Annotated in this window: 16 protein-coding genes; 6 read left to right on the forward strand and 10 right to left on the reverse strand. The window is 73.4% G+C overall.

Features of this window, described 5'->3' with window-relative positions; all coding sequences use genetic code 11:
- Positions 1-3: 3 nt before the first annotated feature.
- Positions 4-2562: a nitrate- and nitrite sensing domain-containing protein gene (locus tag KSK32_RS01260; protein ID WP_289256468.1), complete on the reverse strand. Its 2559-nt coding sequence runs from the start codon at positions 2560-2562 to the stop codon at positions 4-6.
- A gap of 121 nt (positions 2563-2683) precedes the next feature.
- On the reverse strand, positions 2684-4054 hold the full coding sequence (locus tag KSK32_RS01265; protein ID WP_216928047.1) for an FGGY family carbohydrate kinase: 1371 nt from the start codon (positions 4052-4054) through the stop codon (positions 2684-2686).
- Positions 4055-4313: 259 nt separating this feature from the next.
- On the opposite strand from KSK32_RS01265, the gene KSK32_RS01270 reads away from it, so the two are divergent.
- The gene (locus KSK32_RS01270) at positions 4314-6233 is read left to right on the forward strand and encodes a chorismate-binding protein (RefSeq protein WP_216928048.1); all 1920 of its coding nucleotides are present in this window, start codon (positions 4314-4316) and stop codon (positions 6231-6233) included.
- Positions 6234-6299: 66 nt separating this feature from the next.
- Here KSK32_RS01270 and wrbA read toward each other — a convergent pair whose 3' ends face one another.
- Positions 6300-6917 carry an NAD(P)H:quinone oxidoreductase gene (wrbA, locus tag KSK32_RS01275; protein WP_018787924.1) on the reverse strand — a complete coding sequence of 206 codons (618 nt, stop codon included), beginning with the start codon at positions 6915-6917 and terminating at the stop codon, positions 6300-6302.
- Positions 6918-7002: 85 nt separating this feature from the next.
- Between wrbA and KSK32_RS01280 the strand changes: the two genes are divergently transcribed.
- Positions 7003-7494, forward strand: coding sequence for a GNAT family N-acetyltransferase (locus tag KSK32_RS01280; protein ID WP_216928049.1), 492 nt, complete (start codon positions 7003-7005; stop codon positions 7492-7494).
- 203 nt (positions 7495-7697) lie between these two features.
- Positions 7698-8801 carry a winged helix DNA-binding domain-containing protein gene (locus KSK32_RS01285; RefSeq protein WP_216928050.1) on the forward strand — a complete coding sequence of 368 codons (1104 nt, stop codon included), beginning with the start codon at positions 7698-7700 and terminating at the stop codon, positions 8799-8801.
- A 425-nt stretch (positions 8802-9226) separates the two neighbouring features.
- Here KSK32_RS01285 and KSK32_RS01290 read toward each other — a convergent pair whose 3' ends face one another.
- Genes KSK32_RS01290 through KSK32_RS01305 form a run of 4 tightly spaced genes read right to left on the reverse strand, consistent with a single transcriptional unit; the run spans position 9227 to position 13561 of the window.
- On the reverse strand, positions 9227-10435 hold the full coding sequence (locus KSK32_RS01290; RefSeq protein ID WP_216928051.1) for an ABC transporter ATP-binding protein: 1209 nt from the start codon (positions 10433-10435) through the stop codon (positions 9227-9229).
- A gap of 9 nt (positions 10436-10444) precedes the next feature.
- Complete coding sequence (locus KSK32_RS01295) at positions 10445-11281, reverse strand: carbohydrate ABC transporter permease (protein WP_026268483.1); 837 nt, start codon at positions 11279-11281, stop codon at positions 10445-10447.
- Position 11282: 1 nt separating this feature from the next.
- A complete protein-coding gene (locus KSK32_RS01300) occupies positions 11283-12278 on the reverse strand; it encodes a carbohydrate ABC transporter permease (RefSeq protein WP_254186911.1) in 996 nt (331 codons plus the stop codon).
- Positions 12275-13561, reverse strand: a complete 1287-nt coding sequence (locus tag KSK32_RS01305) for an ABC transporter substrate-binding protein (RefSeq protein WP_216928052.1) — start codon at positions 13559-13561, stop codon at positions 12275-12277. The genes KSK32_RS01300 and KSK32_RS01305 overlap by 4 nt, the downstream gene beginning before the upstream one ends.
- A gap of 458 nt (positions 13562-14019) precedes the next feature.
- Here KSK32_RS01305 and KSK32_RS01310 point away from each other — a divergent pair, with 458 nt between their 5' ends.
- The 3 genes from KSK32_RS01310 to KSK32_RS01320 all read left to right on the forward strand — a co-directional run bounded on the left by KSK32_RS01310 (position 14020) and on the right by KSK32_RS01320 (position 15125).
- Positions 14020-14451, forward strand: a complete 432-nt coding sequence (locus tag KSK32_RS01310; protein ID WP_018787930.1) for a hypothetical protein — start codon at positions 14020-14022, stop codon at positions 14449-14451.
- Between the two features lie 47 nt (positions 14452-14498).
- The gene (locus tag KSK32_RS01315) at positions 14499-14774 is read left to right on the forward strand and encodes a hypothetical protein (protein ID WP_013287312.1); all 276 of its coding nucleotides are present in this window, start codon (positions 14499-14501) and stop codon (positions 14772-14774) included.
- 69 nt (positions 14775-14843) lie between these two features.
- A complete protein-coding gene (locus KSK32_RS01320) occupies positions 14844-15125 on the forward strand; it encodes an SCO0607 family lipoprotein (protein ID WP_289256469.1) in 282 nt (93 codons plus the stop codon).
- 12 nt (positions 15126-15137) lie between these two features.
- Here the strand turns inward: KSK32_RS01320 and KSK32_RS01325 are convergent, their stop codons facing one another.
- The 3 genes from KSK32_RS01325 to KSK32_RS01335 form a co-directional block, all read right to left on the reverse strand.
- A complete protein-coding gene (locus tag KSK32_RS01325; RefSeq protein WP_216928053.1) occupies positions 15138-15839 on the reverse strand; it encodes a hypothetical protein in 702 nt (233 codons plus the stop codon).
- Between the two features lie 390 nt (positions 15840-16229).
- Positions 16230-17015, reverse strand: a complete 786-nt coding sequence (locus KSK32_RS01330; RefSeq protein WP_216928054.1) for a DUF4184 family protein — start codon at positions 17013-17015, stop codon at positions 16230-16232.
- 22 nt (positions 17016-17037) lie between these two features.
- Positions 17038-17736 (reverse strand): HAD family hydrolase, encoded by a 699-nt coding sequence (locus tag KSK32_RS01335; protein ID WP_216928055.1) that lies wholly within the window; start codon positions 17734-17736, stop codon positions 17038-17040.
- Positions 17737-17830: the final 94 nt, after the last annotated feature.

Raw genomic sequence — 17830 nt, forward strand, 5'->3', positions numbered from 1 at the left:
TCGTCACTGTCGTCGTCCTCCTTCATCGCGCGGCAGGTACATCTCGGTGGTCTCCTCGGCCTCGGCCCGCCGTACCCCGCTGTAGAGGCGCGACAGCATGCCGCCGACCGCCTCCGGGTCCGGCTCGTGCCGCACCACCGGGCGGCCCGCCGGGACGGCCGAGGTGAGCTGGGCCATCGGCACGCGTACCGGCAGACCTCGCTCGTTCGTCCCTCCGGTCACCGGCGTCGCCGCCGGTGCCGGCGTCACACCCAGCGCCGACGCGGCGGGCCCCTGCCGGCTGAACCACCCGCCGGCCGCCGCGCCGGCGTCCGGCGTGAGCACGTCCTCGGCTCGTCCCGGTCGGGGACGCGGCGCGGTCACCGGCGCGGCGGCCGGCACCGGCGCATCGGCGCCGGCGTCCGTACCGTCACCCAGCGGCCGCCCGGTCAGCGGGGACATCGGCAGCGCAGCGGGCCGGCCCGCCGCCGGACGCCACCCGGCCACCGGCAGTTCGGCGGTCGCCGCCGCGAGCGCATCGGACGCGGTGACCGGGCCGGTGAGCATCCGCTGCGCCGTCCCGCGCACGAGCCGGTCCGGCGCCGGCCGGCCCGCCTCCGGTGCGGGCGCCTCGGCCAGCAGCTCGACCGGGATCCGCACCCGGGCCACAAGGCCCTCGCGCCCGGCCTGCAACCACACCCGTAAGCCGTGGCGGGCGCTGAGGTGGCTCACCACGAACAGGCCCATCCGTTCCGAGGCCGACACGTCGGCGGCCGGCGGCTCGGCGAGCACGGCGTTCGCCTCGGCCAGCGCCGTCGGGCTCATGCCCAGCCCCTCGTCGACGATCTGCACGAGCGCGCCCCGGCCGTCCGGCTCGACGACCACCCGTACGGCGGTGTCCGGGCGGGAGAAGGCGGTGGCGTTCTCCAGCAGCTCCGCGAACAGGTGCACCAGGTCGCCCACCGCGTGCCCGACGACGTGCAGGCCGGTCCGGTTCTCGTGGCGCACCCGCTGGTACTGCTCGATCTCCGCGCTCGCTGCCAGCAGCACCGCGCCCAGACCCACCGGGCGGTTCCACCGCCGGGTCGACTCGGTGCCGGCCAGCACCAGCAGGCTCTCGTCGTTACGGCGCATACGGGCGGCGAGGTGGTCGAGCTTGAAAAGGTTCTCCAGCTGCTCCGGGTCGCTCTCCTCGCGTTCGAGGTCGTCGAGCAGCTCCAGCTGCCGCTCGACGAGCACCTGGCTACGCCGGGCCAGGTTGACGAACATGGCGTTGACGTTGCGTCGCATCATCGCCTGCTCGACCGCCACGTCGACGGCGCTGCGGTGCACCGCCACGAACGCCTCCGCCAGCTCGCCGATCTCGTCCTGCGAGTCGATCACCGAGGGCGGTACGTCGATCGCGCCGATCGGGCGGTCCACGGTACGCAGCCGTTGCAGCGTCAGCGGCAGGTCCACCTGCGCGATCCGCAGCGCCTGGCCGCGCAGCTGCCGCATGGCGCGGGCCACCGACCGGCCGACCAGAAGTGAGATCAGCACCGCGACCAGGAGCACGGTCGCGATCGCACCGGCCACCAGCAGCGTTTCGCGCAACTGGCGGGCGCTGGCGTCGTCGGCCTGGCGTACCGCGTCGGCGACGATCTCGCTCTCCAGCTGGCGGAACAGCTCCTGCCGCTGCTCGCTTGCCGCCCACCACTGGGTCGCGTCGAGCAGGGCCGGCCCGGCGCCGCCGGGCAGCGTCCGCTCCTCCATCCGGGTGGCGGCGGCGAAGGCCGGGTCGACGGAGGTGCGGTCGTAGCGGCGGATCTGCTCGGCGGTCGCCGCGACCCGGAACGCGCCGAGCGCGGTGAGCTGCTGGGCCCGCAGGTCGCTGAGCGTCACCTGGTCGTCGGCCTCGTACCGGCCGGACCGGGCGGCGGCGTAGAGCTCGGCGCGGATGCGCGAGGACAGCTCCTTGACCCGGGACAGCTGCACGTACCGCAGCACCACCTCGGTCAACTCCTGCCGGCCGCCTCCGGGTGACGGCTCCGCCAGCAGGTTCAGCAGCGCCGCGACCGACCGGTGGTAGTTACTCAGCACGGTGTCGCTGGAGAGTACCGCCGGTGCCACCGCCGCCCGGATGCTCACGACCTGGTCGTACGCCTCCAGCGCCTCGGAGTAGGACACCCGCCAGGCGGCGTCGGCGTCGGCCAGCGGCGCGGCGGCGGCGCGCAGCTCGGCCATCGCCCGGTCGGTGGCCTCCCGCAGCGGTGTGAGCGCGGCGACCGCGGCGTCCCGATCGGCGCCGGCGCGGCGCAGCACGGCCAGTTCGCCGGCGGTGCGGTCCCGCTCGTGCTGGAGCCGGTCGACGACGGTGGAGATCTGCCGGCCGATGCCGACCTGCTCGGCGAAGGCGCTCAGCGTGGTGGTCTGTCCGACCAGCCCCCGGGTCTGGATGCCGGCCAGGACGAGGAACGCCAGTGAGGGGATCACCAGTACCGTGGCGAGCTTGGTGCCCATCCGCCAGTCCCGCAGCCGGAACCCGGAGCGCCGCCGGCGCGGCGCGGGGGCCGCGCCGCGAGCCGGGTCGGGACCTGCGCCCACGCTTGCCTCCTCGTCCCGCCCCACCACGTCGGGGAGCGGAGTCCATCCAATCAGGCCGCCGGTCGGTGTCAACGGCCGCCCGGACGGCATGACCAGGACGGTCAGCGCCGCGGGTGGACGGTCACGCGTGCGAGGCGGCCTCGTCCGTCCGGCCGACCCCGGCGATCTCGTCCGCCTCCGCGAGCCGGCCGAGCGCGACGAGCGCGGCACCGGTCGCGCCGATCTCCGGGTTGCGTTGCCAGCACACCCGGCGGGGCGCGAGCGCGTCGAGGAACGCCCCGCGCCACCACGGTGAGGCGGTCAGCGCCCCACCGCCGAGGATCACCTCCATCGGCTCGCCGACACCGGACTCCAGCAGCGTCAGGTCGTCCGCGACGAGCCGGCACAGGCCGCTCATCAGCCCGGCCAGGATGTCCACGGCGGTGGTGCCGAAGCTGAGCCCGCGCAGCTCCCCCGAGCCCGCCGGGGCGACACCCGGCGGCCGGTCGCCGCCGAAGCGCGGGTTCGCCCGTACCGAACCGGCGACGCGGTCCAGTGCCGCCTTCAGTTCCTCGCCCTCCGGCAGCCGCAGCTCGCGCGACGCCCAGGCGAACAGGTTGCCGCCGCTGGAGTACGCCGCACCGGTCACCACGTGGTGGTGGTCGACCCGGTACCGCCAGAGCTGCTCCGGCAACGGCGGCGGCTCCGTGCCGGCCGGCACGGCCTGGATCACGCGGACCGCCGCGGAGGTGCCGACGGTGACCGCCGCGCGGGTCGGGTCTGCGCATCCCGAGCCGACGTTGGCGGCCGCGCCATCGCCGACCGGCGGCGCCCACCGCGCGCCGGCCAGCTGCGGCCAGCGCCGCGCGTACGCCGCGTTCAGCCGGCCGTGCCAGCCGTCCGGGGCCAGCCGCAGCATCTGCTCCGGGCGTACGCCGGCCAGCTCGCACGCCTCCGGATCCCAGTCCAGGCGGCGCAGGTCGAGCAGCCCGGTGCCGGAGGCCAGCGAGATCGACATCGGCGCGTCGTCGAGCAGCGTGCCGAGCGCGTACTCGGCGAGCCCGGTGAAGCGGTCGGACCGGTCGACGCGCTCGCGCAGCCAGGGCAGCCGCACCGACCAGTAGCAGCGGTGCCACCAGGTGCCGGTACGCCTGTGGAAGTCCGCCGGATCGGCCGGACCGTTCGCCCCGGGCAGCGGTTCCGGCCGGGTGTCCAGCCAGGTCAGCACCGGACCCGACGGTGTGCCGTCGGGTGCCACCGGCAACACCGAGTGCCACTGCGCGGAGGTGGCCACGAGGTCCACGTCCCGCAGGTGCCCAGCGGCGGCCAGTTCGTCCAGGCACTCCACCAGGCAGGCCAGGTAGGCCGGGCCGTCGAGCGTCCCGCTGCCGTCGTTCCCGGTGAGCAGGCGCACCCGGCGCCGGGCCAGCGCGCCCGGACGCGGCACGGCGTCCGCGTCGAGCACCAGGCCGCGCACCGAGGAGGTGCCCAGATCCAGAGCGAGAATGTCCATCGCCGGTCAACCTACCCGGCGGGACCGGCGACCACGCCAAGATCCGTACCCGGTGCCGCGCGATCGGGTTCCACGGCGCCTGCCGATCGCGTACAGTGACCGTCATGCCCGCGCACCTGTCCTGCTGGTGGCCCGCCGACCCGGCGGCCCACCCCCGCGCGTAGCTTCCCCACGCGGCCGCCCGACGAGGCGGCCGCCGGTCTCCCCCGGCATCCCGGGTCGCCTCCACCGGCGGCCACCGGCCCACCGAGGAGACCCGATGACCCGCCTGTCCGACCCGCTCGCCGCCGTCGCAGCCGGCCGCGACCCCGGCCCGTTCGCGCTCGTCCGCCGCGAGGGCGCCGACCACGTCGACCTGTTCACCGGCCCGGTACGCACCGCCGGCCGGCTCGCCGACCTGCCGCTGCCCGAGGACGGCGCCGGTCCGCACACGCTGGCCCTGGTGCCGTTCCGGCAGGTCACCGAGCGCGGCTTCGAGTGCGTCGACGACGGGCTGCCGCTGGAGTTCCTGGCGGTCGAGACGCACCGGCGGATACCGCTGGCCGACCTGCTCGACGACCTGCCCGACGCCGAGGTGCGCACCCGCGACGCCGGCTTCGACATCGCCGACGACGAGTACGCGGCGATCGTGGAGCGGGTGCTGGCCGACGAGATCGGCCGGGGCGAGGGGGCGAACTTCGTCATCCACCGGACCATGCGCGCCACCGTGCAGGGCGACCCGCTGGCCGCGGCCCTGGCGGCGCTGCGCCGGCTGCTGCTGCGCGAGCGGGGCGCGTACTGGACGTTCCTGGTGCACACCGGCACCCGGATCCTGGTCGGCGCCAGCCCCGAGCGGCACGTCAGCGTCGCCGACGGGCTTGTCGAGATGAACCCGATCAGCGGCACGTTCCGGCACCGGGGCGAGGCCGTCGACCGCGCCGAGCTGCTGCGCTTCCTGCACGAGAAGAAGGAGGTGGAGGAGCTGTACATGGTGCTGGACGAGGAGCTGAAGATGATGGCCGTGGTCGCCGAGCACGGCGGCCAGGTGGTCGGGCCGTACCTGAAGGAGATGGCGCACCTGGCGCACACCGAGTACCTGCTGGCCGGGCGCTGCTCCCGGGACGTGCGCGACGTGCTGCGGGAGACCATGTTCGCGCCCACCGTCACCGGCAGCCCGATGGAGAACGCCTGCCGGGTCATCGCCCGGCACGAGCGCACCGGCCGGCGCTACTACGCCGGGGTGCTCGCCCTGCTGGGCCGCGACGAGCAGGGCCGGCAGACGCTGGACGCGCCGATCCTGATCCGTACCGCCGAGATCTCGCCCGCAGGCGCGCTGCGGGTGCCGGTCGGCGCGACGCTGGTCCGGCACTCCACCACCGCCGGGGAGGTGGCCGAGACGCACGCGAAGGCCGCCGGTGTGCTGGCCGCGCTGGGCCTCGGCCCGGACGCGCCGCGCTCCGCCACCGAGCCGGCCGTCCGGTACGCCGACGACCCCGAGGTGCGCGCCGCGCTGGCCGCCCGCAACGCCCCGCTGGCCCGGTTCTGGCTGGAGCAGCGCGAGCCGGGGGCGATCGCGCTGCGCGGGCTGGCCGGGCGCCGGGCGCTGATCGTCGACGGCGAGGACACGTTCACCGGCATGCTGGCCCACCAGCTCGGCGCGCTGGGCCTGGCGGTGACCCGCCGGGACTGGCCGGAGCCGGGCCCGCTGGACGGGTACGACCTGGTGGTGGTCGGCCCCGGGCCGGGTGACCCGCGGGACGCGACGGCCCCGAAGATGGTGGCGCTGCGGGCGCTGCTGACCGAGCTGCTCGCGTCCGGCCGGCCGACGCTCGCGGTGTGCCTGGGCCACCAGTTGCTCGCCGGGCTGCTGGGCCTGCCGCTGCACCGCCGCGACGCGCCGTACCAGGGGGTGCCGCGGGACGTGCCGGTGTTCGGGACGACCCGGCGGGTCGGGTTCTACGCCAGCTTCACCGCGCTCGCCGACGCCGACCGGATCGCCGGCCCGCACGGCCCGGTCGAGGTGTCCCGCGACCCGGCCGACGGCGCGGTGCACGCGCTGCGCGGCGCGGGTTTCGCCGGGGTGCAGTTCCACCCGGAGTCGGTGCTGAGCCAGGACGGCACGAGGGTCCTGGCGGACCTGCTCGGGCATCTGCTCGACCGGCCGGCGCTGAGCGCGCATGGAGCGGCCGATCGCGGGTAGGGCACTGGCGACCGGTGGTCCGGACGGGTTCGAGAGCCCCCGTCGGGCCACCGGTCGCCGGCCGGGTCAGCCGGCCATGCCCCGCTTCAGCGCGGCGCCCATGAGCACGGCCCGCTTGGCGGTCAGCGCGGTGGCGGCCAGTGCCACGTGGTCCGGGGCGACCTCGCCGTTGTTGCTGGTGTGCGACGCGCCGTACGGGTTGCCGGCGACGAACTGGCTCGGGTCGGTGTAGCCGGGGGTCACCACGATGCCGCCCCAGTGGTAGAAGACCGTGTACAGCGACAGCAGCGTCGCCTCCTGGCCGCCGTGCGACGTGGCGGTCGAGGTGAACCCGCTGTAGACCTTGTCGGCGAGCGCGCCGGCGGCCCAGAGCGGGCCGGTGGTGTCGATGAACTGCTTGAGCTGGGCGGCGATCATGCCGTACCGGGTCGGCGAGCCCATGATGACCACGTCGGCCCAGGACAGGTCGTCCGGCTGCGCCTCCATCACGTCCTGGGTCTCCAGCCGGTGCGCCTGCCAGCCGGAGTTGGAGCGGATCGCCTCGTCGGGCGCCAGCTCACGTACCTTGCGCAGACGCACCTCGGCACCGGCCTCCCCCGCCGCCTCGACCGCCGCCTGCGCCATCTGGTAGGTGATGCCCGTCGCGCTGTAATAGATCACCGCGACCTTGACCTGGCCATCCATCAGACGTTCCCTCCTCGTTTCGGGTCAGCTCCGGCGACTACCCGTTACTTGTTTCGTCAAACTCCGGGCGTGGCATCCTCTCCGGGTGGAGATCCGCACCGCCGCGCCTGCCGACTGGCCGCTGATCTGGCCGTTCCTGCGCGAGATCGTCGCGGCCGGCGAGACGTACACCTGGCCCCGCGACGTCACGGAGGGGCGGGCCCGCACGCTGTGGATGCCGCCGGAACCGGCGCGGACGGTGGTCTCGGTGGCGCCGGACGGCGCCGTGCTCGGCTCGGCCAAGCTGGCGCCCAACCAGGGCGGTCCCGGCGACCACGTGGCGAACGCCTCGTTCATGGTCGCCCCGGCCGCCGCCGGGCGGGGCGTCGGCCGGGCGCTCGCCGCGCACCTGCTCGACGCGGCCCGGGCCGACGGCTACCGGGCCATGCAGTTCAACGCCGTGGTGGCGACCAACACCCGGGCGGTCGGGCTGTGGCGGTCGCTGGGCTTCGAGGTGATCGGCCGGGTGCCGGAGGGCTTCCGGCACCCCGCCCGGGGGTACGTAGACCTGCTGGTCATGCACCGGCGCCTGGACTGAGGGTGGCTCAAGATTTGCGCAAGTTCCGTCCGCAGCCGCTCTCCCCGCGCAGCCCGCACGGGATGCTGGTCGAACCGGCGCCGGCCGCACCGGCCGCCCCCGCGCCGGGAACCTGAACGGGGGATCGCGCTGGTGTCGGCAGCGCCGCCGGCGCAGCGCGATCAGGGGCGGGTCTGTCGTACCCCGGGCCTACGCTGACGCCCGTGACCGTACGCCTCAACCGCGCCGAGGCGCTCGCGCTGCGCATGACCGGCCTGCTGTTGCGCCCGCACCCCACCGCCCGCCCGCAGGGCGTCGCCGACGTGGTCGAGTGGTTCGGCGCCATGCAGGCGCAGGACGCGGCTAGCGGGCTGTGGTCGCTCGGCGTCCGTCTGCCCGGCGCCACCCAGGACGACGTCCGCGCGGCTCTGGAGCGGCGCGAGGCGCTGCGCACCTGGCCCATGCGCGGCACCGTGCACCTGGTCCCGGCGCGCGACGCGCGGTGGATGCTGGAGCTGACCGGAGTGCGGGCGCTGGCCGGCACCGCCGGGCGGTGGCGGCAACTCGGGCTGACCGTCGCCGACGGCGAGCGGGCCGGTGACGTGCTGGGTGCGGCACTGACCGGCGGCGGCCGGCTGACCCGCGCCGAGTGCGTCGCGGCGCTGCGCGCCGCCGGGCTGGCCACTGACGGTCAGCGCGCCTACCACCTGCTCTGGTACGCCAGCCAGCGCGGCGTCACCTGCATCGCGCCGCACGTCGGCACCGAGCAGACGTTCGCCCTGCTCGACGAGTGGGCACCCGCGCCGCACCGGCCGGAACGCGACGAGGCGCTGGCGATGCTGGCGCACCGCTACGTGCGCGGCCACGGCCCGGTGAGCCGGCACGAGCTGGCCCGGTGGACCGGCCTGACCGTCACCGACGCGACCCGGGCGATCACCCTGGCCGGTGACCTGCTCGCCCCGGTCGAGGCCGACGGCGAGCCCGCAGTCGTCGACGCCGCGCTGCTCGACGCGCCCCGCGCGCCGGTCGACGACCTGCACACGCTGCCCGGCTTCGACGAATACCTGCTCGGCTTCAAGGACCGCTCGCTGATGCTCGACCCGGCGCACGCCGCCGCGGTGGTCCCCGGCAACAACGGGGTGTTCCGGTCGACTGTGGTACGGGGCGGGCGCGTGGTCGGCACCTGGACGCGGACGCTGGGTGCGAAGGCGGTGACCGTTACGGTGCAGCAGCTCGTGCCGTTCGACGCCGCGCTGCGCACCCGGGTGGACGCGGCGCTCACCGCCTACGCCCGCTTCCTGGGCCGGGAGCTGCGCCACTCCTGGTGAGCAGAGGGCTCCCGCCGTACCTCTTCTCTTCCTCTCTCGTGCTGCCCGGCTTCGCTCTTGTTCCGCTGCTCATTGCCCTGCTGCCGCGGTTGCTCCTCAGCCCCTTTGCTCTGCAGCCGTTGACGCATCGGTTCGCGTGATCGCCGCGTTGGTGGGTGCAGAGCAGGGGCGGTGGGGGCGCCCTCCGGCGGCTGACACTGCGGGTCGGCGGCGGGTCGGCGCCGGCTGTCCCCGAGGTCCGCGACGAGTCGGGTGGAACGCCATGGGTGTCAAGACCGCGCCGAGGCACCCATGGCGTTCCACTCACGGGTTCGGCCGGGCGGCAGAGGAAGGGAGAGGCGGCAGCGAGGCAGCAGAGCAAAGCGTGGCAAGGCCGAAGGGCCGGCGGCGCGCACCGCCACCGGCCCTTCGCACGCATCCCGGGATCAGTCGGCCAGCGCGCCGGCCGAGCGGCCCTCGTGCAGCGTCAGGTTGCGGCCGCTGCCCGGGTCGAACAGGTGGATCTTCTCCAGGTTGAACCACACCCGGCGCGTCTCGCCCTCGCGTGCCGAGGACTCCGCCGACAGCCGGGTGACCAGGTTCGACCCGCCACCGGCGAAGTCCGCGGCGCCCGTGTCGGCGGCCAGCTCCTCCAGCTCGGCGGCGCTGGCCCGCTCCCCCTCCACGGTGAAGTAGACGTACTTGTCCGAGCCCATCGACTCGACGATGTCGACAGGCGCCTCGAACTCCATGCCCCGGCGGCGGGTCTCGTCGTCGATCAGCGCGGCGTCCTCGAAGTGCTCCGGGCGGATGCCCAGGATCAGCTCCTTGGGTGCGTCACCGGCCTCCAGCTCGCGGCGGATCCGGTCGCCGACCGGCACGTCGCCGAGCGCGGTCCGCAGCCGGCCGTCCTCCACGACGGCGTGCACGAAGTTCATCGAGGGCGAGCCGATGAACCCGGCGACGAAGAGGTTGCGCGGGTGGTCGTACAGCTCCTGCGGCGGCCCGACCTGCTGCACCGCGCCGCCCCGCATGATGACGACCCGGTCGCCGAGCGTCATCGCCTCGGTCTGGTCGTGGGTGACGTAGACGGTGGTGGTGCCGAGCTGCTTCTGGAGCCGGGACACCACGGTACGCATCTGCACCCGCAGCTTGGCGTCCAGGTTCGACAGCGGCTCGTCCATCAGGAACGCCTTGGGCTGGCGGACGATCGCCCGTCCCATCGCCACCCGCTGCCGCTGGCCGCCGGACAGGTTGGCCGGCTTGCGGTCCAGCAGCGCGGTCAGCTCCAGCACCTTGGCCGCCTCGTCGACCTTCTGGTTGATGGTCTCCTTGTCCATCTTCGCCAGCCGCAGCGGGAACGCCATGTTCTCCCGTACGGTCATGTTCGGGTAGAGCGCGTACGACTGGAAGACCATCGCGATGTCGCGGTCCCGGGGCGCCTTGTCGTTGACCCGATCGCCGCCGATGCGCAGCTCACCGGAGCTGATGTCCTCCAGCCCGGCGATCATGTTGAGCGTGGTGGACTTCCCGCAGCCGGACGGGCCGACCAGGATCACGAACTCGCCGTCGGCGATCTCCAGGTCGACGTCCCGTACGGCGGTGGTCCCGTCCGGGAACCGCTTGCTCACCTTGTCCAGCACGATGTCGGCCATTGCTACCACCTATCCCTTGACTGCGCCGGAGGTCAGACCGGAGACGATGCGGCGCTGGAAGAAGAGCACGAACAGGATGATCGGCACGGTGATCACCACGGCGGCGGCGCAGATCGCCCCGGTGGGATCCTCGAACTGCGACTCACCGGTGAAGAACTGCAGCGCCACCGGGACCGTGCGGGACCGCTCGGTCGAGGTGAGCGTGATCGCGAACAGGAAGTCGTTCCAGCAGAAGATGAAGACCAGGATCGCCGTGGTGAACACACCGGGCGCGGCCAGCGGAGCGATCACCCGCCGGAACGCCTGTGCCTGGGTGGCGCCGTCCATCTTCGCCGCCTTCTCCAGGTCCCACGGGATCTGCTTGAAGAACGCCGACAGCGTGTAGATCGCCAGCGGCAGCGCGAACGTGATGTACGGCAGGATCAGCCCGGGCCAGGTGTCGAACAGCCCGAGCTGCCGCTCGATCTCGAACAGCGGCGACACCAGCGACACCTGCGGGAACATCGCGATCAGCAGCGAGACACCGACCAGCAGCTTCTTGCCCGGGAAGTCCAGCCGCGAGATGGCGTACGCGGCCATCGCCCCGAGCACCACCGCGATCGTGGTGGCGATCAGCGCGATGCCGATGGAGTTGACCAGGGCGCGGACGAACTGGTCGGTGTCGAAGATGGTCCGGTAGTTGTCCAGCGTCCACTCCCGCGGCCAGAACTTGCCGTCGGTGAGGGTGGCCGGGGTCTTGAACGACAGCGAGGCGATCCAGAGCACGGGGACCAGCGCGAAGACGACGACCACGACGTCCAGCAGGCCCCAGCGCACCTTCGCCCGCGTGGTGGTTTCCACTGCCATGTCAGCGCCTCTCCCCATCGTCGCTGCCCGGGGCAGCGGTGCCGAACAGCTTCACGAACACGAAGGCGATGATCGCCACGGTGATGAAGATCAGCACCGACATCGTGGAGCCGATGCCGAGGTTCAGGCCCCGGATCAGGTTGTTGTAGGCGAGCATCGACACCGACGACGTCTCGTTGCCGCCGTTGGTGAGCACGAAGATGTTGTCGAAGACCCGGAACGCGTCGAGCGTGCGGAACAGCAGCGCGACCAGGATGGCCGGCTTCATCACCGGCAGCATCACCTTGGTGAACCGCTGCCACGCCGTCGCGCCGTCGGTGGAGGCCGCCTTGAGCAGATCCTCCGGCACCAGCGCCAGCCCGGCCATCAGCAGCAGCGCCATGAACGGGGTGGTCTTCCAGATCTCCGCCAGCATGATGATCGCCAGCGAGCTGGCCCGCTCGGTGAGCGGGGCGCTGCCGTCGAACAGGTTCGCCAGGTAGCCGGTGCCAGGCGTCCAGGCGTACCGCCAGGAGAAGGCCGCGACCACGGTGACGATGCCGTACGGGATCAGCGCCGCGGTGCGGACGATGCCCCGGCCGACGAGCGTCCGGTGCATGATCAGCGCCAGGCCCATGCCGAGCACCAGCTCGACCGCGACGGTGACCACGGTGATCAGCGCGGTCACCCCGAACGCCGTCCACCAGAAGTCGTTCGTCAGCACCGTGACGTAGTTCTCCAGGCCGACGAACTCCCGCTCGTCGGGAAAGCGCAGGTCGAAGCGCTGCAGCGACAGCCAGACCGAGTACAGGATCGGGTACGCGGTGACCAGCACCATGACCAGCGCGGCCGGCGCGCACAGCAGCAGGCCGAGGCGCCGCTCGGCGCGCTTGTTCTCGCTCAGCGGGGCGCGGGAGCCGCGCCGGGACCGCTGTTCCGGTACGACGGCGCGCCGGCCGCCCGGCGCCTCGGCCTCGGCGGCGGCCTGCGCGCCGGCCGGGGTGGCGTTCACGCTCATGGCAGAACCCCCTTGGACTCCAGCGCGTCGGAGATCGCCTCACGCAGCTCGTCAGCGGTCTGCTCGGGCCGGATCGCCGAAGGCGGCGACAGGATCGCCGACATCACCGTGGAGATGCTCTGGTAAGCCGGGGTCAGCGGCCGCACCGCCGGCTCCTTCAGCTCCTCCAGGATGGTCTCCTTCATCGGGTACGCCTCGGTCATCTCCGGGTCGTCGTAGACGGCCTCGATGGTGGGCGGCACGCCGTCGTTGACGGCGGAGAACTTCTGGTTCTCGGCGTTACGCAGGCAGCGGGCCGCCTCGAACGACTCCTCCGGGTGCTCCGAGTAGGTGCTGACCGCCAGGTTCACCCCGCCGATGGTGACCTTGCTCGGGGTGCCCGGTTCGATGCCCGGCACCCGGGCCCACTTCACGTTCTTCGCCAGGTCGGGGTTGGCCTCCTGGAGCGCCGGGTAGACGAACGGCCAGTTCACCTGGAACGCGCCCTTGCCGGACTGGAACTCCAGCCGCACCGGGTCCTCCAGCGCGTTGCTGAACGACGGCGAGGTCACGCCCGACGTGGCGAACTTCTGGAGCTGGTCGAGCGCGCGGACCGCGCCTTCGTCCATCTCCGCCTTCTTGCCGTCGTCACTGAGGATCTTGCCGCCGGCGCTCTCGGCGAGCGTGTTGTAGAGCACCACCAGGCCCTCGTACTGGGCGCCCATGGTCAGCACCTGGTACGGCTTGCCCTGCTCCTTGAGCTGCTGGGCGGCGGAGATCATCTCGTCCCAGGTCTTCGGCGGCTGCGACACCAGGTCGGACCGGTACCAGAGCAGCTGCACGTTGGTGTTCTTGGGCGCGGCGTAGAGCTTGTCCTCGTACCGGGCGGTGTCCAGCGGGCCGGCCAGCGTGCCCTGTTCGGCCTCGGCCTTGTCCTGGCCCGTCCACTCCCGGATCCACTTCGCGCTGGCGAACTCCTGCGTCCACGTGACGTCCAGCCCGAGCACGTCCATCCCGCTGTCCTGCGCGGCGAGCCGCCGCACCATCTGCACCCGCTGCTCGTCGGCCTCGCGCGGCAGCACCCGGTAGTCGATCCGGTACCGCCCCTGTGCCTGCGTGTTGCAGGTGTCGACGACCTTCTGCAGGTTCTGCTCCGGCGGGTAGTACAGGTTGATCGTGGGGACGCCGCCGTCGCCGCCGGATCCGCAGGCGGCCAGCGGGGCCACCAACGCGAGCGCGGCGGCCGCCGCCGCCGCCGCGCGTCCGGCCGGCCGCCGTGCGGCCGTGTCGGGGACTGTCGTCATCACCCTCCCCCTCTCTTCGACGAAGAACCGGGGAGTGACCCGCGCCCCGGTGCACGGCGAGACGAGCGGGGCATCGGCCCGATCGCCCGACGCCCCGGGCGTGTCGTGCGGCTGAACGTGCCCGACCTGCGACGGAGCGAAACATCACGGACACGTGACGGCGCGCGCGTCGCTCACCACCGGCGGTTCACGCGTTTCTGATCCGCAGGGCGATCGACGAATACCTGGCCCGGCACACCGGCGAGACGGCCTGACCGCCGTCCCACTCCGTGAGCGGCGAGACTACCCAGCGTCAGTCGGCTCGACTAGCGTTTGCCTTGCTCCGTAGCCGGCGCGTCGCCGTCGACGCCGATGCGCCTCCGGCCGTCCCCCATCGCCCGCCCGATCGGTTGGTTCTGACGGGAAGTGCCGTGCGCGCGTTCCCCGGTTGGGCAGGATTCCCCCGAGGAGGTGCCGTCGTGCAGGACACCCGCGCTCTCGCCCTGACGTTCGAGGTGAGCGGCCTGCCCCCGGTCAAGACCGAGGCCCTGTCCATCTTCGCCGCCGGGCACCGGCAGGCGACGAGGGTCCGCACGCTGCTCCAGGCCGCCTGCACGGCGGCCCAGCGCACCGGGTGGACCCCGCTGACCGGGCCGGTCGAGGTGGACCTGACCCTGCGCTGTCCGCCCGGGCACCGCACCTCCGACGCCAGCACGCTGCTGGGCGGCGTGTGCGCGGTGCTCCAGGACAAGAAGCGGGTCTCCACCATCGGTCTCGCCCACCTCGGAGTGCTGGTCGACGTCGCGCTCTGGGCCGACGACCGGCAGATCCGCCGGCTGTCGTACGTCGAGGAGCCGGCGGAGGAGTTCTCGTATCTGGTCCGGGTGTCGGCCGTACCGACGATGGTTTGACCGACGTCCGCGGTGGGGTACCGCGGACGCCGAGGAAGGGAGTGCCGATGTCGGAGCCACATGTCACGCTCGACCCGAGCGGGCTCGACCCGGTGCAGCAGAAGCTGCGCGGCCCGCTGGAGGATCAGCTGACCTCGGCCCTCCAGGCGGCCGCCGACCGGGTCCGCGCCGGCTACGCGGGCGAGCCGGTGGAGGACGTCTGCCGCCGGTTGCTCGACGAGACCCGCTCCGGCCTGCACCCGGACATCGCGGCCGGGTTCCAGCCGGACATGGACGAGTTCTGCCGGGTCGCAGTGGCGATCGTGCGGGGCGAACTGACCTGAGCGGGCGGCGCGCGGGAATTGAGTAGGCGTACCGATGGCGGGTCCGCTCGCGGCGACGAGAATTCTCCCGTGCGAACTCGAATCATGATCGTTCTTGCCGTGCTCGGGCTGGCCGGGCTGATGGCGACCACCGGTTGTTCCCTGCGGCAGAGCATCTGCGGCAGCGGCGAGTACCCGGTGATCGCGGTCGGCCCGCAGGGCGGCAGCGCCTGCGTGCCGGACGGGGAGGAGCCGGCGCCGCCGTACGTGCGTTACCCGGAGGGCAAGGAGCCGAAGCACGTCGACGACGAGTGGGACGTCTACTGGCGTACCCACGGTATCGACGAGAACAACACGATCATCGACCGCTGACGCGGGCCCGCGTCAGCGCCGCCGCACGTCGACCGAGACGACACGGGTGCCGTCCGGGCGGTCGCCCTCCCCCAGCCGCACCGGCAGCCGGCCGCCGTCGGGCGGTCGCAGGCCGAGCCCGAACCTGAGGTGCCCCTCGAAGTCGCCGGCCGCGGCCCATCCGCGCAGCGTCGGGAAGCGGATCGCGGCGGGTGGCAGGTCCGCCGTCCCGCCGCCGCGGGCGTCGTGCGCCTGGGCCGGGTCGAACCGGACCGACAGGTACGCCGTGCCGGGCAGCGTGACCGGCGCCCCGCGTCCCTCGGTCACCACCCGCGGCACGTAGGCGATCTCGTAGGACGGGGTGGGGCCGCGGAAGGCGAACGTGATCCGGCTGAACCCCTCCGCCGGGTGGTCGCCGACGTCGACTGCCACCAGGACGGGCAGCGGTTCCCCGGGCGGCGGGGTCACCGGCACCCGCACCCGGTGGGTCACCCGGACCGGCCCGCCGGGCACCGCCCAGCCCCAGGTGGCGCGCCAGGATCCGGCGGTCGGCGCGGCCTCGGTCGGCACGGGCGGGGTGGGTGTGCCTTCCGGCGCCTCGGTCGCGGCCGGCGCGGACGCCGCCGCGGCCGTCGGGGTGGGCGCCGGGGACGCGCCGTCGTGGCCGGTCGCCGTACAGGCCGCCGCGAACAGCACGACCAGGCCGGCGAGCAGCGGTACGCGCTGAGGAGTCATGACTCAGTGTCGCTCCGTGACCGGCCCGCGCACCAGAGGCGTCCCACCCGCACATCCGCCAGTCGGTGGAGGGTGCCGGACGGGCCAGGACCGGGTCCGCAACTCCCCGGTCCTGGCCCCGGCCGTCCGGTTCGGTAGCGGTCTGCGCCGCGGGAACGCGGCAGGCGTGGCACGACGCCTTCCGCCGGGCTCCGCACGGCGAGCCGGTCTGCCCGCACTCAGCTCCACGGTGCTCTTACCACCGGACTCCGGTGCGCCCCCGTCTCACCCCGACGAGGCGTGGACGCCGGCTCAGGGTAGGCGCGTCCGTAAAGGCCGGACAAGCGATGACCGGCGGCCGCGGTTGTGATTGATGTCTATGCGGAAATGCGGCATGTCGGCGTAACGGGGTCAGCCGGTTTCGCGCTGTTCGACTTCGAGACGCGGACTCCGCCCGGTCTGCCGCGGTGAGACGGTCCGGGCCGCGACGGCCCCCGCGACGAGTGCCAGCGCGGCCACGTGCAGCGCCCGTACGCCCGCCGGGGCGGGGACGCCCGCCGCGGGCAGCGCGGGCATCAGCAGTGCGCCGAGCCCGGTGACCGCCAGCGCCACCCGCCAGAACACGGACGGGTTCGCCTCCGGCAGGGGTTCGCCCACGCCACCGGTCCGCATGCCGCGGCGGGCCTCGGAGACGGCCAGGACGACCACCAGCAGCCCGCCGGCGAGACCGGCGACCACGTCCACGAACCGGTACCAGTGCACGCCGGTCAGGGCGTGGAAGTCGGCGACGCCCAGCAGCCGGGGCAGCCGTTCGCTGTCGCTGGCCCGGTCCCACGCCACGTGGCTGAACGCGCCGATGAGCGCCGAGCAGACGGTGACCTGCCAGGGATGGCGCACCCGGGCCAGGGTCGCGTACCAGGGCCAGCCGAACAACCGCTGCCCGGGCAGGTGCACCGCGATGCCGGCGACCACGCGGCGCACCACCCAGGCGTATGCGAGGGCCACCGGCAGGCACCACCAGAGCAGGCCGCCGAGTGTGTGCGTACGCAGGTCCCGGGCCGGCGGCGTGCCGATGAACAGGTACGCGACGTCCGGCGCCACCGCACCGGTGCACAGCGCCACCCCGTCGAACCAGCCCGGTCGCCACAGTTTCAGCGGCAGCACCGGCGCCAGGTGCGACGGGAAGGTCAGCGGCACCTCCCGGACGTTACCGGCCCGCTCAGAAGTGGTGAACCAGGTCGGGGAACGCGGCCAGCCGGATCACCCGCTGGTCGGACGGGTCCAGCTCGTCGTGCTCCAGGACCCAGGTGTTCTCGTTCGGGATGAAGACCGCGTTCATCCCGGCGGCCCGGGCGGGCAGGATGTCCGAACGCGGGGAGTTGCCGATCATCCAGGCGGCGGCCGGGTCGAAGGTGTGCTCGCGGGCCAGCCAGCGGTAGGTGTCCGCGTCCTTCTCCGGCACGATGTGCGCGGCGCGGAAGTGGTGCAGCAGCCCGCACGCGTCCAGCTTGCGCTGCTGCTCCTCGCGCTCGCCCTTGGTCAGCAGCAGCAGCTCGTGCCGCCCGGCCAGGTCGTCGAGCGTCTCGGCCACGCCCGGCATCAGCTCCACCTGGTGCCCGACCAGCGCCGCGGCGAGCTGGTCGATCTCGGCGCGCTCCCGGGCGGTGGCCGGCCGCTCGCGCAGCTTCTCCAGGCACTCGCCGAGGCTGCGCAGGAAGACCTTGCTGCCGTAGCCGTGCGCGACGGCGTTCGCGCGCTCGATGTCGTCGAGCACCGCGCGGATCCGGGCCCGGTCCAGCGTGGGGTGGTCGAGCCAGGTGAGGAAGTCGTCGATGACGCGCTCGAACAGGACGTTGTTCTCCCAGAGCGTGTCGTCGGCGTCGAACACCAGCACGGCGGCGTCCCGGCGCGACGGCATCGCGTCCCCCTCCCCCTCGCGGACCTCGCACACCGTACTGCCCGGTCGCCGGACGGACCACGCGGATTGTCCGGTCGGCCGCCGGTTACCGGCG

The organism is Micromonospora sp. WMMB482, assembly GCF_019038635.1.
Taxonomy (GTDB): Bacteria; Actinomycetota; Actinomycetes; order Mycobacteriales; family Micromonosporaceae; genus Micromonospora; species Micromonospora marina.